General features: G+C 46.4%; 14 protein-coding genes and 2 tRNA genes. 13 read left to right on the forward strand and 3 right to left on the reverse strand.

All coding sequences use genetic code 11. The features are described from left to right. Positions 1-261: 261 nt before the first annotated feature. Positions 262-1,527: an MFS transporter gene (locus ABWW54_RS17200; RefSeq protein ID WP_353414043.1), complete on the reverse strand. Its 1,266-nt coding sequence runs from the start codon at positions 1,525-1,527 to the stop codon at positions 262-264. A 109-nt stretch (positions 1,528-1,636) separates the two neighbouring features. On the opposite strand from ABWW54_RS17200, the gene ABWW54_RS17205 reads away from it, so the two are divergent. The 5 genes from ABWW54_RS17205 (at position 1,637) to rimI (ending at position 5,669) form a co-directional block, all read left to right on the forward strand. After that, the gene (locus ABWW54_RS17205) at positions 1,637-2,911 is read left to right on the forward strand and encodes a serine hydrolase domain-containing protein (protein ID WP_353414045.1); all 1,275 of its coding nucleotides are present in this window, start codon (positions 1,637-1,639) and stop codon (positions 2,909-2,911) included. 133 nt (positions 2,912-3,044) lie between these two features. Continuing rightward, positions 3,045-3,395 (forward strand): arsenate reductase family protein, encoded by a 351-nt coding sequence (locus tag ABWW54_RS17210; RefSeq protein ID WP_353414047.1) that lies wholly within the window; start codon positions 3,045-3,047, stop codon positions 3,393-3,395. Continuing rightward, positions 3,395-3,898 (forward strand): hypothetical protein, encoded by a 504-nt coding sequence (locus tag ABWW54_RS17215; RefSeq protein ID WP_353414049.1) that lies wholly within the window; start codon positions 3,395-3,397, stop codon positions 3,896-3,898. The genes ABWW54_RS17210 and ABWW54_RS17215 overlap by 1 nt, the downstream gene beginning before the upstream one ends. A gap of 9 nt (positions 3,899-3,907) precedes the next feature. Further along, complete coding sequence (locus ABWW54_RS17220) at positions 3,908-5,140, forward strand: uracil-DNA glycosylase (RefSeq protein ID WP_353414050.1); 1,233 nt, start codon at positions 3,908-3,910, stop codon at positions 5,138-5,140. 61 nt (positions 5,141-5,201) lie between these two features. Continuing rightward, entirely contained in the window at positions 5,202-5,669 is a 468-nt protein-coding gene (rimI, locus tag ABWW54_RS17225) for a ribosomal protein S18-alanine N-acetyltransferase (protein ID WP_353414052.1), read from the forward strand. A 12-nt stretch (positions 5,670-5,681) separates the two neighbouring features. Here rimI and ABWW54_RS17230 read toward each other — a convergent pair whose 3' ends face one another. After that, positions 5,682-7,085 carry a transglycosylase SLT domain-containing protein gene (locus tag ABWW54_RS17230; RefSeq protein WP_353414054.1) on the reverse strand — a complete coding sequence of 468 codons (1,404 nt, stop codon included), beginning with the start codon at positions 7,083-7,085 and terminating at the stop codon, positions 5,682-5,684. Positions 7,086-7,285: 200 nt separating this feature from the next. Here ABWW54_RS17230 and ABWW54_RS17235 point away from each other — a divergent pair, with 200 nt between their 5' ends. Genes ABWW54_RS17235 through ABWW54_RS17255 form a run of 5 tightly spaced genes read left to right on the forward strand, consistent with a single transcriptional unit; the run spans position 7,286 to position 10,990 of the window. After that, complete coding sequence (locus tag ABWW54_RS17235; protein ID WP_353414056.1) at positions 7,286-7,945, forward strand: class I SAM-dependent methyltransferase; 660 nt, start codon at positions 7,286-7,288, stop codon at positions 7,943-7,945. A 25-nt stretch (positions 7,946-7,970) separates the two neighbouring features. Further along, positions 7,971-8,411 (forward strand): ribonuclease HI, encoded by a 441-nt coding sequence (rnhA, locus tag ABWW54_RS17240; RefSeq protein WP_353414058.1) that lies wholly within the window; start codon positions 7,971-7,973, stop codon positions 8,409-8,411. A 9-nt stretch (positions 8,412-8,420) separates the two neighbouring features. After that, complete coding sequence (gene dnaQ / locus ABWW54_RS17245) at positions 8,421-9,194, forward strand: DNA polymerase III subunit epsilon (protein WP_353414060.1); 774 nt, start codon at positions 8,421-8,423, stop codon at positions 9,192-9,194. A 16-nt stretch (positions 9,195-9,210) separates the two neighbouring features. Beyond that, a complete protein-coding gene (locus tag ABWW54_RS17250) occupies positions 9,211-10,212 on the forward strand; it encodes a pentapeptide repeat-containing protein (protein ID WP_353414061.1) in 1,002 nt (333 codons plus the stop codon). Positions 10,213-10,249: 37 nt separating this feature from the next. Next, on the forward strand, positions 10,250-10,990 hold the full coding sequence (locus ABWW54_RS17255) for a hypothetical protein (protein ID WP_353414063.1): 741 nt from the start codon (positions 10,250-10,252) through the stop codon (positions 10,988-10,990). A gap of 64 nt (positions 10,991-11,054) precedes the next feature. Here ABWW54_RS17255 and nhaB read toward each other — a convergent pair whose 3' ends face one another. Continuing rightward, the gene (gene nhaB, locus ABWW54_RS17260; RefSeq protein WP_353414065.1) at positions 11,055-12,557 is read right to left on the reverse strand and encodes a sodium/proton antiporter NhaB; all 1,503 of its coding nucleotides are present in this window, start codon (positions 12,555-12,557) and stop codon (positions 11,055-11,057) included. Positions 12,558-12,981: 424 nt separating this feature from the next. On the opposite strand from nhaB, the gene ABWW54_RS17265 reads away from it, so the two are divergent. The 3 genes from ABWW54_RS17265 to ABWW54_RS17275 all read left to right on the forward strand — a co-directional run bounded on the left by ABWW54_RS17265 (position 12,982) and on the right by ABWW54_RS17275 (position 15,052). Then, positions 12,982-13,057 (forward strand) — tRNA-Ala (locus tag ABWW54_RS17265). Between the two features lie 170 nt (positions 13,058-13,227). Beyond that, positions 13,228-13,303, forward strand: a tRNA-Glu gene (locus tag ABWW54_RS17270). A gap of 255 nt (positions 13,304-13,558) precedes the next feature. Further along, positions 13,559-15,052 carry a Na+/H+ antiporter NhaC family protein gene (locus tag ABWW54_RS17275; RefSeq protein WP_353414067.1) on the forward strand — a complete coding sequence of 498 codons (1,494 nt, stop codon included), beginning with the start codon at positions 13,559-13,561 and terminating at the stop codon, positions 15,050-15,052. Positions 15,053-15,169 lie beyond the last annotated feature (117 nt).

Below are 15,169 nucleotides of genomic sequence, written 5' to 3' on the forward strand. Positions count from 1 at the left end.
TTGTGGCGAGAAAGGAATGTATAGGTGAGGCTTATACTGAGTCCGATTTTGCTGGTATGGTCGAAACCGAGAATCACTGGATGTGCTTTTTGTGATCCCGTTCCCGATTGATTGACGTTCGTCTGCCCTGATCGTTTGCCAACTTCATAAACACTAAGTCTAGTGAGCTATTCGAACGCGTTATTAGTACTCAATGTGTGATGGTCATTCGCATGTTTTTCGCATGTTTAATGAAGATATTTCGGTAGTAAGCAGGGTCGATTAATGTTTTCTGGCTAGTAAAAACGCAGCGAAAGCACCAATTAGGCCCATCGCTGAAATACTTCCGAAATAAAGTGCGTACCCCAGTTTTTCAGGGAATTCCGTGACTAAATATGAGTTTAAAATGGGTAGGTAGATGTGCGGCGCGTATCCTATCAATGAAATAAACCCGATGGCGAGCCCCATTGTCTTAGTTGAGACCCCAGAGTGTTCAATTGTTGCCCAGTAAAGACCTCGAATTCCAAATGAAAACAATCCCATGGTTAGAACCACCGCTAATACGATTAGCTTTCCGGTAGCAACGGGCAAAAGACCAAGGCAAAGTAGGGCAGTGGAGCAGGCTATCATCAAATAGGCTAAGGTTTTTTCTAGGTTTAAGAGGTCTCCTGTAAAACCGGCAATGGCCGCGCCTATCGGGCGCATCCACAGGTTTGCGGCAGTGATGGCGCCAACGGCAACAGCCGTCATGCCAAAATTATTTTGGAGATACGCTGAAAACGAATAGGTCGCCCAATACAATTGATAGCCTGTGAGAATGCATACGGCGCAAAGCCAAACGCCTGGCGTTGAAAGCAATGTTTTGAGCTCTTGTGCGGTGCCTTGTTTGGTAGCGTCGTGTGACGTTGCCGACGATGGGGCATGATCAGTCAAAACAAAATAGCTAACCGGGGCTAAGATCAGCATAAAGCTGACGTACATCCAGATAACTTTTTGCAGGCCTTGTGCCGTATCTTGTCCAACAGAGGTTGTTGCATAGGCGAAAATTGCGACGGCGATCGTTGCCAATATTGCCTCAATCAACCCTCGACCACCCTCCAAAATGCCAAAGAATCGCCCTTGTTCATTGTGTTCTGCCAATACTGCCGTGGCCTTAATCAGGGCGGACCAGAATGTGAGTCCCGCTGCGATGCCCCAACCAGCAAAAATGACTTGCGTTGCCGCGAATGATGGAAATGTGGAAAACCACGCGCCCAGTAATCCAGCCATGAGCAATGATAAGGACATCAGGACTCTAGGTGAGACTCTGTCTGCGAGCCAACCACTGGGTATGTAGGTTATGGTATAGATCACACCGAGCATGGCGTAATTTTGTCCGAGCTGTGCTGACGTAATTCCGAATGCGTCTAATAAGCTAACTTCGAAATTCTGTCGAAGGTAAATCAGTGGATATATGTTACCAGCCACGACAACCAGTACTGCGAGTTTTAGATAACGCTCCTTCATAGAGAGCTTCGCTTGCTTACCGGCAGAGCTGGATTGATTCATTTATTATTCACTTATCTTAGTCAGTTAATTCACTGAGGGTTTATTGACATGTTGCTCACAATACCAGAAAGTACTCACGTATATTATTTTTCAATTTTAGAGAAAGTTCATGGCAAATCTGTTGCGCATTGTTTTATTGAGTCTCCCCATCACATTCGTCACGTTTTCTTGCTTTGCACAGAAGGGCCTCAAGCACGCAAACCCTCAGGAAGTCGGAATGTCTGTAGAGCGTTTGGAGAGAGTGGCTAAGCTTGCTGAGCGGTATGTGGCGCAAGGAAATTATTCCGGTGTGGTCACCATGATCGCAAGGAAAGGAAAGGTTGTGCATCTTAATGCGGCTGGAAGTTTTGGGGTTGATGATCCTAAGCCTATGCAAACTGATACCTTATTCAGGATTTACTCAATGACGAAGCCAGTCACAGCTGTGGCCGCTATGATGCTTTATGAGCAGGGAAAGTTTCGCCTTGATGACCCAGTTCACCTTTATTTGCCAGAATTCAAAGACCAAAAAGTCTGGGTTGATGGAAAGGAAGTTGCTGCAAAGTCGCCCATGACCATGCGGCAACTGTTTACTCATACCGCAGGTCTGACGTACGGGTTCACTCCTGATAACCCTGTTGACATTGCCTACAATGAACAGAAAGTTCTGGACTCTAAGGATCTTGCCGAGTTTGTCGATAAAGTTGCAAAGTTACCTCTTCGGTTTCAACCGGGAACTCGCTATCACTACAGTGTGTCAGTCGATGTGTTGGGTGCTGCGGTTGAGCGAATGAGCGGTGTAACACTGGATGAATTTTTCAGGAAACGAGTGTTTGAACCCTTAGGTATGCAGGATACGTTTTTTAATGTGCCTGCCGAAAAAATGTCACGGCTTGCCAGTGATCAGTATTGGGACAAGGACAGTAAAAAAATTATGACTGTGCCACCGAGTTCCCAGCGCAATTATAAAGATAATGGTATGTACAGTGGGGGTGGCGGACTTGTTTCTACTGCCAGTGATTACATGAAATTTGCTCAGATGGTACTCAATGGCGGAACCTTTAACGGCGTGCAAATTTTGAGCCCTAAAACAGTTGAATATCTCAGTCTTAACCATTTGACGCCGGCTGTACGGGCTGAAGGAGCTAACGCTTATCCGGGGTTGTCTTTACATAACGGGCAGAGTATGGCACTGGGTTTTGGTGTGGTAACCCATCCAGCGTGGATGCCTGCAATTTCCAGCAAAGGAGAGATTTCTTGGGCCGGAGCGGCTGGAACAAAGTTTTGGATTGACCCTAAGGAGCAATTGATCGCGATAGCCTTAGTGCAGCTTTACCAGGCTCCGTGGCCTCTGAGATACGATCTTAAAGCGGCAGCCTATCAAGCCATCAGTAAGCTTAATTAGTAGCGCTCTACCGCGCGCGTGCGTCCAAGTTTTGAATTCGTTCAAAGCGTCTTGAGTGGATTCAGTAAGCTTCGTACATTCTTCTGTCAAGTGAGGCTATAATTGGTTAATTACATTCAATAAGATTTTACCCATGAAGTTTTATCAATACCCTAAGTGTTCAACCTGCGTAAAAGCACGAAAGTATCTGGAATTGAATCGGATTTCGGTTGATTCCATTAACATTGTGGAGCAAGCTCCCAGCAAAAGCGAGTTAGAACTCATGCTGGCAAGTTACGATGGAAATATTCGTAAGTTATTTAATACATCAGGCATGCAGTACCGAGAATTGAACATGAAAGATCGGCTGCCAAGCATGGAGGTTGATCAGGCTTTGGACTTGTTAGCGAGCAACGGCATGTTAGTGAAAAGGCCTTTTTTGTTAAAGGACGGTAAGGGCATTGTTGGGTTTAAAGAATCGGATTGGGATTCATTTCTAGGGTAATGTCAGTCGTAGACAACATAGTTTCTGCTTTTGAAGGTGTTGCATCGGTAGCCAGCGGGCTTCAGCGGTGGTTGAGCTACTTTTTGTTGTTCTCGGTTTCGGCTTCAGTCTTTTTAGCCTTTCAAGCTTATTCGGTAGATTCTGCCCTTTGGTGGAACATGATCAAATGCATTGCGATCTGTCTACCTGCGATAATATTACTGATAGTCTGGCATGTGCTTGGGCAACTAGGCGATTCGCCTGAAACTGTTAAGACGGTCATTGAAGATAAAGATCGTGTGTTTCAGCATTTTTCTGGCATGAACTTTGATGAGGCAAAAAGCACTAAGGGCGCTTATAGAACATTGAAAACGCTGGCGCAGCAAGATGGCTTAGAGGAAGTTATGGAAACCGTTAGTGGTATTACTCTGCTAATAAATCCTGTGTTTGTTGTCTTTTCTGTGTTAGCGGTGTTTGCCTTAATGGGCTTAATGCTAATGGCGCTAGTCGTAATGGTGATTTAGATTTTGCTCATGAATATTCTCCATGAAATAGGTGTTCAGAGTTGGCGTTTAAGAGGGCGCACCGCTGTCTCTTCGGACCAAGCATTGGCCGTAGATGATGAGCCTTTAGAATCCAGTTTAATCGGGCAGGGTGACGAGATCTCTAATTCCCAACGGGCAGGTGAGAGCACGCAAGGGCGAGCAGATAGTATGAGCTTAATGAGTGCGCTGGAAGGTAGTTCGGATGACCACTCTGGTCAATTAGGGTCTTCATCAGATCTTGTGGTCAGAAGTGCCGGTGATGCTGGGCAGGAACAAGGCCCATCAGCGAAGAGTGCTGAAATCAGTGAGCCAGAGTCGCCATTGAGTAGTGTCGGCCTTGAGAAGGCTAAATCGGTTGCCAATCAAACCGGTAAGTCCAACGACGATGTAAATGAAATAAGGATGCCGGTTTTACGGCCGGCTCCGGTTCCACTCGATAGCACGCCTGCCGTGGACCTAACGTTTGATAAAGAGGCGCCGGCTCAAGAACAGAGGAACGATTCTGAAGAAGTAAATGCATTAGCTGCGGAGGCCTCAGATGGCGCGCCTGATTATTCTGATGCATTTATTCCGGAGCCAGAGGATAGTGACGAATACGTTGATGTCGGCATAGTGTTGCCGGTGGAGGCGTCGGTGCCCGAAATTGCGTACAAAGAAGCTGACCCCGCCGTTACGGAGTTGGCGGAGTTAGATTGGCGTACATTACAACTCCGTATTAGTAATCGACAAGCTTGTCCATCATGCGGTCAAGGTCACTCTATATTAGGGGGCGGAGATGTGTTGGCTGATTGGGTGTTTATTTCTGATGCTCCAACTTCGTCTGAAATTCAAGCAAATCAGCTTTTTCTAAAGAGGGCAGGCCAACTTTATGAAGCGATTTTACACGCTACTGGCTTGAGTCGAGAGCAGGTTTACACAACAACGGTATTTAAGTGTGCGCCACCTGACGATTTATCGGTAAGCCCTCAATGCAATAAGTTGATACACCGTCAAATAGAATTAGTGCAACCTAAGGTGATCGTGACACTGGGTGAGCTTTCAGCGCAGTCTGTGTTACGAGCCAATGAAACTCTGGAAACACTGCAGTCTCGAGAGCATCGATATCACGCCAGTGACTGTCGTGTTATCCCAAGCCATTCCTTGCAGCAACTCCTGGCCGAACCGGTTTTGAAAGGCGTTCTTTGGAAGCAACTTCAAAGCGTATTGTCACAATCCGCTTAGCCACTCAGACGAACTTAGTGCAAATTTTTGTCGTCAATGACTAGCTCATGGAAAAATGACAATGAGCAATGAATTACAGGAATTTTTAGTGAGGGACATGGTCAGTGCCGACCTTCAGGATGTATTGCAGGTAGAACAAACCGCCCATATTTCGCCTTGGGCTCGACTTTCCTTTGAGGAATCGCTTACGAAAGGAAATATTTGCCGAGTGATAGTGTCTACAAAGGGAATTTGTGCGTATCACGTCATTAGCCAGATTATGGACGAGTTGCACGTTCTCAATATTGCTTGTGCGCCTAGGGTTCAGGGTTTCGGCCTGGGACACCGTTTAATGCAAGACATTATTGAGATAGCGCAAGCGCGGGAATTGAGTAAGGTATTTCTCGAGGTCAGAGCCAGCAATGCTATTGCTCAAAGCCTTTATCATAAATGGGGCTTCGAAAAAATTTCGATAAGAAAGCAATATTACAGGGCCAGTCAAGAGGCTGGTAAAAGAGAAGATGCCTGGGTGTACTTAAGGCATCTTTGATTATACTAACGCCTATTTAAGAAACACAGTTAACATTTGATTCAAGCTTAATACGTCGCCAGACCTAAGCCCGTTCCAGTTCATCAACTGATCGAGTTTTACTTTGTATTGACGAGAAATAGACCAGAGTGTGTCTCCTGCTGATACTCTGTGTGTGACCTTCGAGTTTTTGGCTAAGTGTGTCGAAGGGGCTGAAGAACCTCGAATGGGTATCATTAGGTTGCGTCCAGCTCGAATTCTATTGTTTGATAATTGATTTGCAGACCTGAGCCCTGCAACCGAAACGCCGTAAATTCGAGCGATCCCACTTAAGGTGTCACCATTCTTGATTTTGTGGTTTCGGTAGTTTACCTGCCGCGTGTTTTTTACCGCCAGTCTTGCGTAATCTACGCTTCGATCGGCATTCAACGGTATGAGCAGGCGGTGCGGGCCTTCGGGGGCCGTAGCCCATCGTTTGAAGCCTCGATTTAAGTGCCTTAGTAGTTGGCGGTCGACGTTACTTTGCTTGGCAAATTCTACGAGGTCAATTTGTCCTGGCAGCTCGATCACCTCAAAGTATGGCTTGTTTGCTATCTTGGGTAATGTAACGTTGTATTTTTCTGGGTACTGGATGATGTGTTTGAGTGCCACTAATTTGGGAATATAGCGTCGAGTCTCTGTTCGGAGCTTTAAGCTAACGTAATCCGTTTTCAATCCTTTGCGTTTGGCTTTTCTGATCTCGCGCCGTAAGGTTCCTGGCCCGGCATTGTAGGCAGCAAGGGCAATAAACCAATCGCCATCAAACATTTTGTGTAACTGTTCTAGGTAGTCAAGAGCCGCAAACGTCGAGCTGTATGGGTCATGACGGCCGTCATACCACCAGTCTTGGCGCAAACCAAAGCCTCGCCCTGTATTGGGAACGAATTGCCATAAACCGGCGGCTCGTGACCTCGATACTGCGCCTGGATCAAAAGCGCTTTCAACCGCTGGCAAGAGTGCCAGCTCCATGGGTAGCTTTCGTCGTTCGATTTCCTCCACGATGAAAAACAAGAATGGCTCGGCTTTTGCAAATAGGTTCTTTAAATAAGTGTGATGAGAAGAAGCCCATTTTTCATGCTTGTTTACGTCCGTTGTATTTAGTTCAGGAAAACTAAATCCATTGCGAATTCGACTGATGACGTCTAGATCGGCCGGTTCAACAGGGGTGGCTGGAATGTTGATATCATCAACCTTTATATCGCTCTCCACATCCGGCTTCAGCGTTGGTATCAGTGGCGCATCAGGCGCCGTTCCGGCGATATCCTCAGTGGCTGAAGCGCCGGATTTAGGGAGCTGGTCGGTTGCCAAATCATCAGAACTCGTTGATTGGTTCTTTAGATGGCCGCAGGCGCTCGTGCATAAAATGAGAGCGAGGATTAATAAGGCTTTAAAATTCATCGGCGAATAGTAATGATAGAGCATAATTCAGTCAATGATTGGGGCCTGAAATTCATGTACCATTAACCAATGGAATCACTGTAAATCGTATTATTTTGAGCGGTATTAATTCAAAACAACTTAGCAGTAGCGGCACTTGGGCATCTACTCACTACGGGCGGTCTTTCTTTGAACTCGAGAGATCACGGCTGGAATCGGGTATGAGGCAAGCCATTGGACCGTCTACGCTGCAGTTGGGGAGCATGTTAGACGAGACGGTAGTATCCGATTTGGATTTGCCGTACGTACTGAAAGTGCAAATGGGTCCGCTACCGTCAGCCCACTCGATTGCTGAGGCGAACTTGGCCGCTGATCCTGCCTTTCTTCCGTTTGTTCCAAGCAGCTTTAGTACGGTTCTTTTGCCTCATGTTTTAGAGGCCCATTCGTTACCACACCAAGTGCTACGGGAAGTTCATCGAGTATTGCAGGCCGAGGGCTATGTGGTTATCACCGGATTCAACCCAAGTAGTTTGCTCGGATTACAGCGTTGGCTGCGACCTAAATCGGCGTCTGCAGGTCGTTATTATACGCCTGGCAGAGTAATTGACTGGTTGCACGTCTTGGGGTTTGACGTGGTTGCCAGTTCAAATTTTCAGTATGCACCTCTTACAAGTAGGCCGAAAGTCAGGAAATTGGTGAGTTTTTTCGAATCTGTTGGAGATCGTTGGTTGCCCATGTTCGGGGGGGGATATATGATCACGGCGAAGAAGAAAGAGTCTGCTGGAACAATGATCGGCAAAGTGAGGTTTCGCAAACCAAGACCTAAATTGGTGGCGCCTGCGACGGCCAAAAGTACCAATCAGCGCAATTCTGAAAAGTAAGTTTAATCTAATACTCGTTTTTAATATGTCAGTTAAAACCCCTGTTCAAATATATACAGATGGCGCGTGCCGTGGTAATCCAGGCCCTGGAGGGTGGGGTGCGTTACTGATCTACGGCGAAGCCGAAAAAGAAATATTTGGTGGTGAGGCAAACACCACCAATAATCGAATGGAACTTACCGCCGCGATAGAAGCGCTAAAGTTGCTGACGCGTTCTTGTGAGTTGACCCTGTATACTGATTCTCAGTACGTCAGAAAAGGCATGTTGGAGTGGATTCAAGGCTGGAAAGCTCGGGGTTGGAAAACGGCGGCAAAGAAGCCGGTGAAGAACGATGATTTGTGGCGATCACTTGATGAGCAAGTCAGTCGCCACCAAGTAAATTGGGTATGGGTTAAAGGCCACGCTGGCAACCCAGGCAATGAAAAGGCCGATGAACTGGCTAACCGAGGTATTGATGAGCTTTGAGGTTATATTATGAGTGATTATGATCGTCAGATTGTACTTGATACAGAAACAACGGGTTTAGAGCATCGCCAAGGGCACCGGATTATTGAAATTGGTTGCGTGGAACTCGTTAATCGGCGTTTAACAGGTAATAATTTTCATGTGTACCTAAATCCAGATCGAGAGATCGACCAGGGGGCGATCGAGGTTCATGGTATTACTAACGAATTTTTGGCTGACAAAGCTAAATTCGCCGATATCTACCAAAAAATGATGGAGTACTTGAGTGACTCAGAGCTGATTATTCACAATGCGGCGTTTGATGTTGGGTTCTTAGACGCCGAGCTGAATCGAATACCGGATTACTCGACGAGGATTAATGATGTTTGCGGTGTTCATGACACGCTTATTCAAGCGCGAAAGATGTATCCAGGGCAGAGGAACGACTTAGATTCTTTGTGTAGGCGCTATGAGATAAACAATAGTCATCGAGAGCTTCATGGGGCTTTGCTGGATGCCGAAATCTTGGCCGATGTTTATTTGGCCATGACGGGTGGGCAGACCGCATTGACGTTAGAGGCGAGCACAAGTGCGCTAGAGGGTGGAGGCAAATACCAAAATATCGATTTTGCGAGTTTGAACTTGCAGAGCGTTAAAGTGCTGGATGATGAAGGAAGTGAGCATCAAGAATGGATTGAACGCTTGAACCAAAAAGTTGAAGGAAATTGCGTTTGGGAAAAGATTGGTCAGAAATCTAATGTTCAGACTCCCGACTCAGCTGTGCCAGAAGACATAGCTCACTGAGGTCTTGTTGATCAATATGTCTGTCATCAGCGACAAAAAAGACCTTTCCGGTCTTAATTTATCAGGCTATACGCTCATCGGCGGAGATTTAGCGAAAGCTAAATTATCTCAAGCTAAGCTCCGTGGCGCTAATTTGTCTGGCGCTGATTTATCAGGTGCCGATTTATCAGAAGCGGACCTCACCGGAGCCGACTTATCTGGAGCAGACCTTTATCGAGCTAAGCTTAGTGGTGCTCGTTTAAATGGGGCAACGCTCACTCATTGCGATTGCACGGCAGCGGATTTCACCGAGGCTAATTTGGCTGGTGCTCATCTAAGCTCTGCCAAACTGCCCAGTGCCGTTTTTGATCGAGCTCAATTGTCGGCTGCAAATTTCACTGATTGTGATTTGTCGTCGTCTAGTTTTTTGAATGCCAAGCTAAGTGGCGGAATCTTCGTGCGAGCAAATCTAACCGACGCAAAGCTAGATGGTGCTAAGCTTTTCGGGGCTCACCTTCAAGATGCCAATCTTACGGGGGCCTCACTCAGAAACGCAGATTTAAATGCGGCGCATATGCGCTTTGCACGACTCGAGGGAGCTGATCTGCTTAATGCATCACTCTCCGGCGCTGACATGAGCCAATCTCTGTTGCTCAGTACGAATTTTGAAACCGCGAACTTAAGGCAGGCATCTCTAGCGGGTGCTGACATGCAGAGTGCAATGATTAACGGCGCTAATCTGGCCAATGCTAGATTGAGCCGGGCGGATTTAACAGGGGCTTCAATGGAAGAGAGCAATTTGTGGGCGGCACGATTGTCGGGCGCAAATTTTAATGATGCGAATATCAAAGCGGCAAATCTTAATGCGACGGGCCTAAACAAAGACTTTGCTCTGGCTGAATTTAACGATTTGAAGTTTTCCGCTCTTACGCAGTGGGATAATGGAGTGTTTAAACGCAGGAATGTCAGCGCAGCACACGCGAAAACAATTGAAACTGAACTTAAAAAACGAGGATTCTTTTCTCGATTGTTTGGTTAGCTTACGTGCGAGCCTCGGGCGAGAGTCTTACACAAATATGTTGAAAACAGTGTTAAAGCAGGGTGATTGGTTGCTGCTGTCTGATTTGGATCAGGCTGCAATGTGGAGTGATGTTTCCAGCATCCCTACTATGATAGAGCAGTTCGAAGCTTTTCCAGAAACCTTGAAGGATAATCATCGGAGTGTGGTAAGGCGTGGTGTTCTATTCGGCTTTGATGTCGTCGTCAAAAGACCGATCGATAAGAATCGCCGTATTTGGGCGCGCTTATCGAGCTTACTTGTAGAAAGTGAAGCGGTTGCAACAATAGCCAATCTGACTAAGCTAGAGAGCGCTGGAATACCAAGCGTTAGGCCGCTGTTTGCCTTAGAGCGCCGCCGATTTGGGATGGTGGTGGATTCTTGGATGTGCTATCAATATCGTGAAGGAGTGCCTTGCGGTCCAGAGGGGCGTGCCGTCGTCATTGATATGCTACAGAGAATGCACCGGGCTGGGTTTCGTCATGGTGATCCGTCCTGGAATAATTTTTTAATTGAGGACGAAACTGAACTCTTCACGATTGATACAAAGGCCAGACCTTGTCGAGGCGAGTTTGATGCCACAACCGATTTTTTGTTACTCAAACACGCAAATAAGTTATCTAACTTTGATATTGGCGACATAGCAACGGTAAATCAAAGTTCCATCGGGTATTGGATTGCGGTCTGGTATATGAAAGTGAAAACCTTTCGTTCATTTCTGAAATCTAAAATCAAAAAAAATCGGCCGAAGAATATTTGATTCTCCGGCCGATTTTGGCAAAACGCTGTTATTGCTCCTCGTGCTTGGCCGAGGAGTATTTTTCTTAAAACTGGATCAAAATTGCCGCACCACCCACGATGCTTAATACGATCGTATATGGAAATGCCATGTAAACCATCTTCATATAAGACAATCTTATCAAGGGGGCGAGCGCCGAGGTTAAAAGAAACAGGAATGCCGCCTGACCGTTTGGAGTAGCAACGCTGGGAAGATTGGTGCCTGTGTTGATGGCAATGGCCATAAGTTCGAAGTGTTCACGAGTGATCACGCCGTTTTTAAGTGCCGCTGCCATTTCATTGATATACACCGTGGCAACAAATACATTGTCTGAGATCATGGACAATACGCCGTTGGCGATGAACATCACAATCGGTTGTGTGTCCGTATTCATGCTTAAAACCAAATCGGTGACAGGCTGAAATAAATGCTGTTCGTGTATAACCGCCACAACCGCGAAAAATACCACGAGCAGTGCCGTGAACGGCAAGGCCTCTTCAAACGCATGCCCAATTTGATGCTCTTCAGTAATTCCATTAAACGCGGTAAGAAGTACGATGATCATTAAACCGATCAGTCCGACTTCAGCGATATGGAATGCGAGGCTACCCACGAGAACAATGCCTATAATCGATTGAATGACCAGCTTGGCTTTGTCATGGCCTGTCCGACGAGCTTCTTGCTCAGCGTCAAATTCAGAAAGCACTGATCGAACCTCACTGGGTAACTTACTGCCGTAGCTAAACCAACCGGTCATTTCCAATAGAAGGCAGGTCGCTAAGCCCGCCACCAATACTGGCATGGTGACTGGCGCCATTCGCCAGAAAAATTCCATGAATTCCCAACCTGCTTTTTCAGCAATCAGAAGGTTTTGCGGTTCCCCAACTAAGGTGCAAACGCCACCTAGTGCGGTGCCAACAGCGCCGTGCATGATTAAGCTTCGAAGGAATGCTCTGAAGTCTTCTAAATCCTGTCGGCTGTATTCGTGTACACCATCGTCGCCAGAATGATCATGATCATCAGAGAACTTCTTGCCAGACGCTACTTTATGGTAGACGCCATAAAAGCCAACACCAACACTGATTAGCACGGCGGTTACCGTTAGAGCATCAAGAAACGCTGACAAAAATGCACCAGCGAAAGAAAACAGTAGCGAGAGTAAGACCTTGTTGCGTATCTTAATTAGTAACTTCGTGAAGGTATATAACAAGAGATCACGCATGAAATGGATGCCCGCAACCATGAACACCAGCAATAATAATACTTTTAGGTTTGCTTCGATTTCATGGTAGACCATCTCGGGGGATGTCATCCCTAATGCGACCGCCTGTAAGGCCAATAGACCGCCAGGTTGTAAGGGGTAACACTTTAGGGCCATCGCGAGCGTAAAAATAAACTCGGCTATCAATAACCACCCGGTCGCAAAGTGGAATCCAGAAAACCATAAAATGGGGTTAATGATTAAAAACACCAATATCGTGTTTTTATACCAGTCCGCCGAATTTCCTAAGAAGTTTGAGCGAAATGAGTTAAAAGTCATCTGAGACATGTCTAGATTTGAAAACCTTTGGTTGTTGAACAAAATTATACGTATGCACAACGATGCAATATCGTAGAGCGTATTCGTGAAGAGAGATGCTCAATTTGTGAGCTTATATATGTATTGTGAATTTAGTGGTCACTGTCCTCTATCCTCACGGATGATAATATCAATACGCCAATGGGAGAACAATCATATTTCTTGACTCTGTATTAGCTCATTGTAATTCCTAACGTAGTTGAATGGGATGTCTTTAATGACGATAGGTCGGAATGAGGCTCAGGAATTTATAGGGTTTTTTCTGTCACTCAAATACGTGAATTAGTCGAGCAATCGGATCGATAGCGCTAATTTATTTTTTTTTGTAAAAAAAATAAATTAGCGCTTGACCAAATGTAATGCTGAGCATATTATGCGCGCTCCTTCGAGGTCTGGGGCTATAGCTCAGCTGGGAGAGCGCTACACTGGCAGTGTAGAGGTCGGCGGTTCGATCCCGCCTAGCTCCACCAAGTTTTCGCTAAGTTCGCTGTGCGAACGGAAGCAAAGCTTCCCGCGCTGACGGCTCAAAGCTCATAATTGTGAGTGAAAACTTCGGTAAGACCACTGGTGAAAGTGAAGGAAAATTGGACATTAAAAAGAGTTGTTTTTTATTTTCAACTCAATATAATGCGCCGCAGACGTCCCCATCGTCTAGAGGCCTAGGACACCGCCCTTTCACGGCGGTAACAGGGGTTCGAATCCCCTTGGGGACGCCATTAAAAAAGCCTTAGCACGTTTGCGTGTTAGGGCTTTTTTAATGGTTGTTCAGAATGTCATGCAAGTTCGATTGGCCACGTTGTCTTCATAAGCTTAATTACGGATAAAACTCTCGATCACAAGGAAAGTAGTAGCTCCCCAGCTATGTTGTCCAAGGGTGGCCCATTTGTTGATCAATGTGAGTAAGGGGGAGTGCTTAGGGTATGCTAACGTTTGCGATTATCATGTGTGAACCTAACTTTGGATAGAAAGACATGAACAACAAAACGTTATCCACTACGGTGGCAGTGTGTACTTTTGCGGCTCTGATCTGGTTTTTCAGGCCCAGCGAGTACGCGAATCATTATGGCGTTTGGTCGTTACTTCCTGCCTTCGTTACCATCGTATTCTGCTTTGTTGTCAGGAATGTGGTTTTAGCCCTATTTTTGGGTGTGGTTGTCGGAGGCTTGGTTTCCGGTCAGCTTAATTTAGTGAAGGTGTTTTTAATTCCTAGCTTGGGAAGTGAAAGCTACGCCCAAATGTTGTTGGTGTATCTTTGGGCGCTCGGCAGTTTGTTGGGATTGTGGAATCGAAACGGCGGCGCTCGCTATTTCGCCGAATCACTCGCTAAGCGGTTTGTGAGCTCCCGCACCTCAGCGAAAGTGTTCACCTGGGTGCTGGGCGTTATATTTCATCAAGGAGGCACAATTAGCACGGTGTTGACTGGCACGACGGTAAAGCCCATGTCTGATCGTCATAAAGTTGCACACGAAGAATTGTCGTATATCGTCGATTCCACAGCGTCTCCGGTGGCAACAATTTTACCGTTTAATGTTTGGCCGGTTTATATCGCTGGAATAATAGCCATTGACCCGCTCTCTCAGTTGGTGCCGAATCAGGCTGCCGCCGTTAAGCTATATTTCATGGCCATTCCATTCAATTTTTACGCTTGGATTGCTGTCAGTATGACTTTGCTTTTCGCGTTAGGTAAGCTGCCTTTGTTTGATAGCTCTATGGCTCGGGTTGTAAAGAGGGTTGCCGAAACTGGTGAGTTGGATCGTCCTGGTGCACAACCCATGGCGGCTGCCGAGCTGACCGAGATAAAAACGCTAGATGGGTACGCGCCGAGCATACTGGATTTCCTTTTGCCTATAATCACGCTGCTGGGTTTTTGTGTGGTGCCGCTCTCTTTGGGAAACAGTCCTATGGTCTTTGAGGGGTTTGGCATGGCCGTTGTGGTGGCATTCTCCCTAACCTTAATAAGAGGTATGCCGCTTAATGAGGCATTTGACGCGATGATTTCGGGTATCAAGGGAGTAACAATAGGGGCTTTAGTGCTAGGTTTGGCAGTTACGCTAGCTAAGGTTTCGGAATACCTCGGTACTGCAAACTTCGTAATCGATTCGACGGCAGGCTTTTTGGTTCATTTTCCGTATGTGTTTCCGAGTCTTATCTTGGTGGTGTGTATGTTGGTGGCTTTTTCAATTGGTTCCTCTTGGGGCACCTATGCCGTGGTATTCCCGATTGCATTGCCGCTTGCCATCGTGCTTTCTGACGACCCTACCTTCATCTTGTTATGTTTTGGCGCTATTGTTGGTGGCTCGGTGTTTGGAGATCAATGCTCGCCAATTTCCGACACAACCATACTCTCTTCTCTTGCCTGTGGCGCCGATGTGATGGATCACGTGCGCACGCAGTTGCCATTCGCCCTTACCGCGGCAGCGGCTTCAGCAATTTTATACCTACTTGTGGCACTTTGGGTGCTGTGATCAGAAAGGTGTGATCGAGGTCTTATAAAAGACTGGTTGGAAGGCATTGCGGATAGCCATTTCAGCACGCTAAACTACCCACCAAACAAACCATAAATTCAGCGACTTTAAAAATAG

This window comes from Arenicella sp. 4NH20-0111 (assembly GCF_040366405.1).
Classification (GTDB): Bacteria; Pseudomonadota; Gammaproteobacteria; order Arenicellales; family Arenicellaceae; genus Arenicella.

Coding starts and splice junctions, on each gene's coding strand:
- ABWW54_RS17250 (WP_353414061.1), top strand. CDS start 9,211: ATGTCTGTCATCAGCGACAAAAAAGACCTTTCCGGTCTTAATTTATCA.
- ABWW54_RS17255 (WP_353414063.1), top strand. CDS start 10,250: ATGTTGAAAACAGTGTTAAAGCAGGGTGATTGGTTGCTGCTGTCTGAT.
- ABWW54_RS17210 (WP_353414047.1), top strand. CDS start 3,045: ATGAAGTTTTATCAATACCCTAAGTGTTCAACCTGCGTAAAAGCACGA.
- nhaB (WP_353414065.1), bottom strand. CDS start 12,557: ATGTCTCAGATGACTTTTAACTCATTTCGCTCAAACTTCTTAGGAAAT.
- ABWW54_RS17275 (WP_353414067.1), top strand. CDS start 13,559: ATGAACAACAAAACGTTATCCACTACGGTGGCAGTGTGTACTTTTGCG.
- rnhA (WP_353414058.1), top strand. CDS start 7,971: ATGTCAGTTAAAACCCCTGTTCAAATATATACAGATGGCGCGTGCCGT.
- ABWW54_RS17200 (WP_353414043.1), bottom strand. CDS start 1,527: ATGAATCAATCCAGCTCTGCCGGTAAGCAAGCGAAGCTCTCTATGAAG.
- ABWW54_RS17235 (WP_353414056.1), top strand. CDS start 7,286: ATGAGGCAAGCCATTGGACCGTCTACGCTGCAGTTGGGGAGCATGTTA.
- ABWW54_RS17220 (WP_353414050.1), top strand. CDS start 3,908: ATGAATATTCTCCATGAAATAGGTGTTCAGAGTTGGCGTTTAAGAGGG.
- rimI (WP_353414052.1), top strand. CDS start 5,202: ATGAGCAATGAATTACAGGAATTTTTAGTGAGGGACATGGTCAGTGCC.
- ABWW54_RS17205 (WP_353414045.1), top strand. CDS start 1,637: ATGGCAAATCTGTTGCGCATTGTTTTATTGAGTCTCCCCATCACATTC.
- dnaQ (WP_353414060.1), top strand. CDS start 8,421: ATGAGTGATTATGATCGTCAGATTGTACTTGATACAGAAACAACGGGT.
- ABWW54_RS17215 (WP_353414049.1), top strand. CDS start 3,395: ATGTCAGTCGTAGACAACATAGTTTCTGCTTTTGAAGGTGTTGCATCG.
- ABWW54_RS17230 (WP_353414054.1), bottom strand. CDS start 7,085: ATGAATTTTAAAGCCTTATTAATCCTCGCTCTCATTTTATGCACGAGC.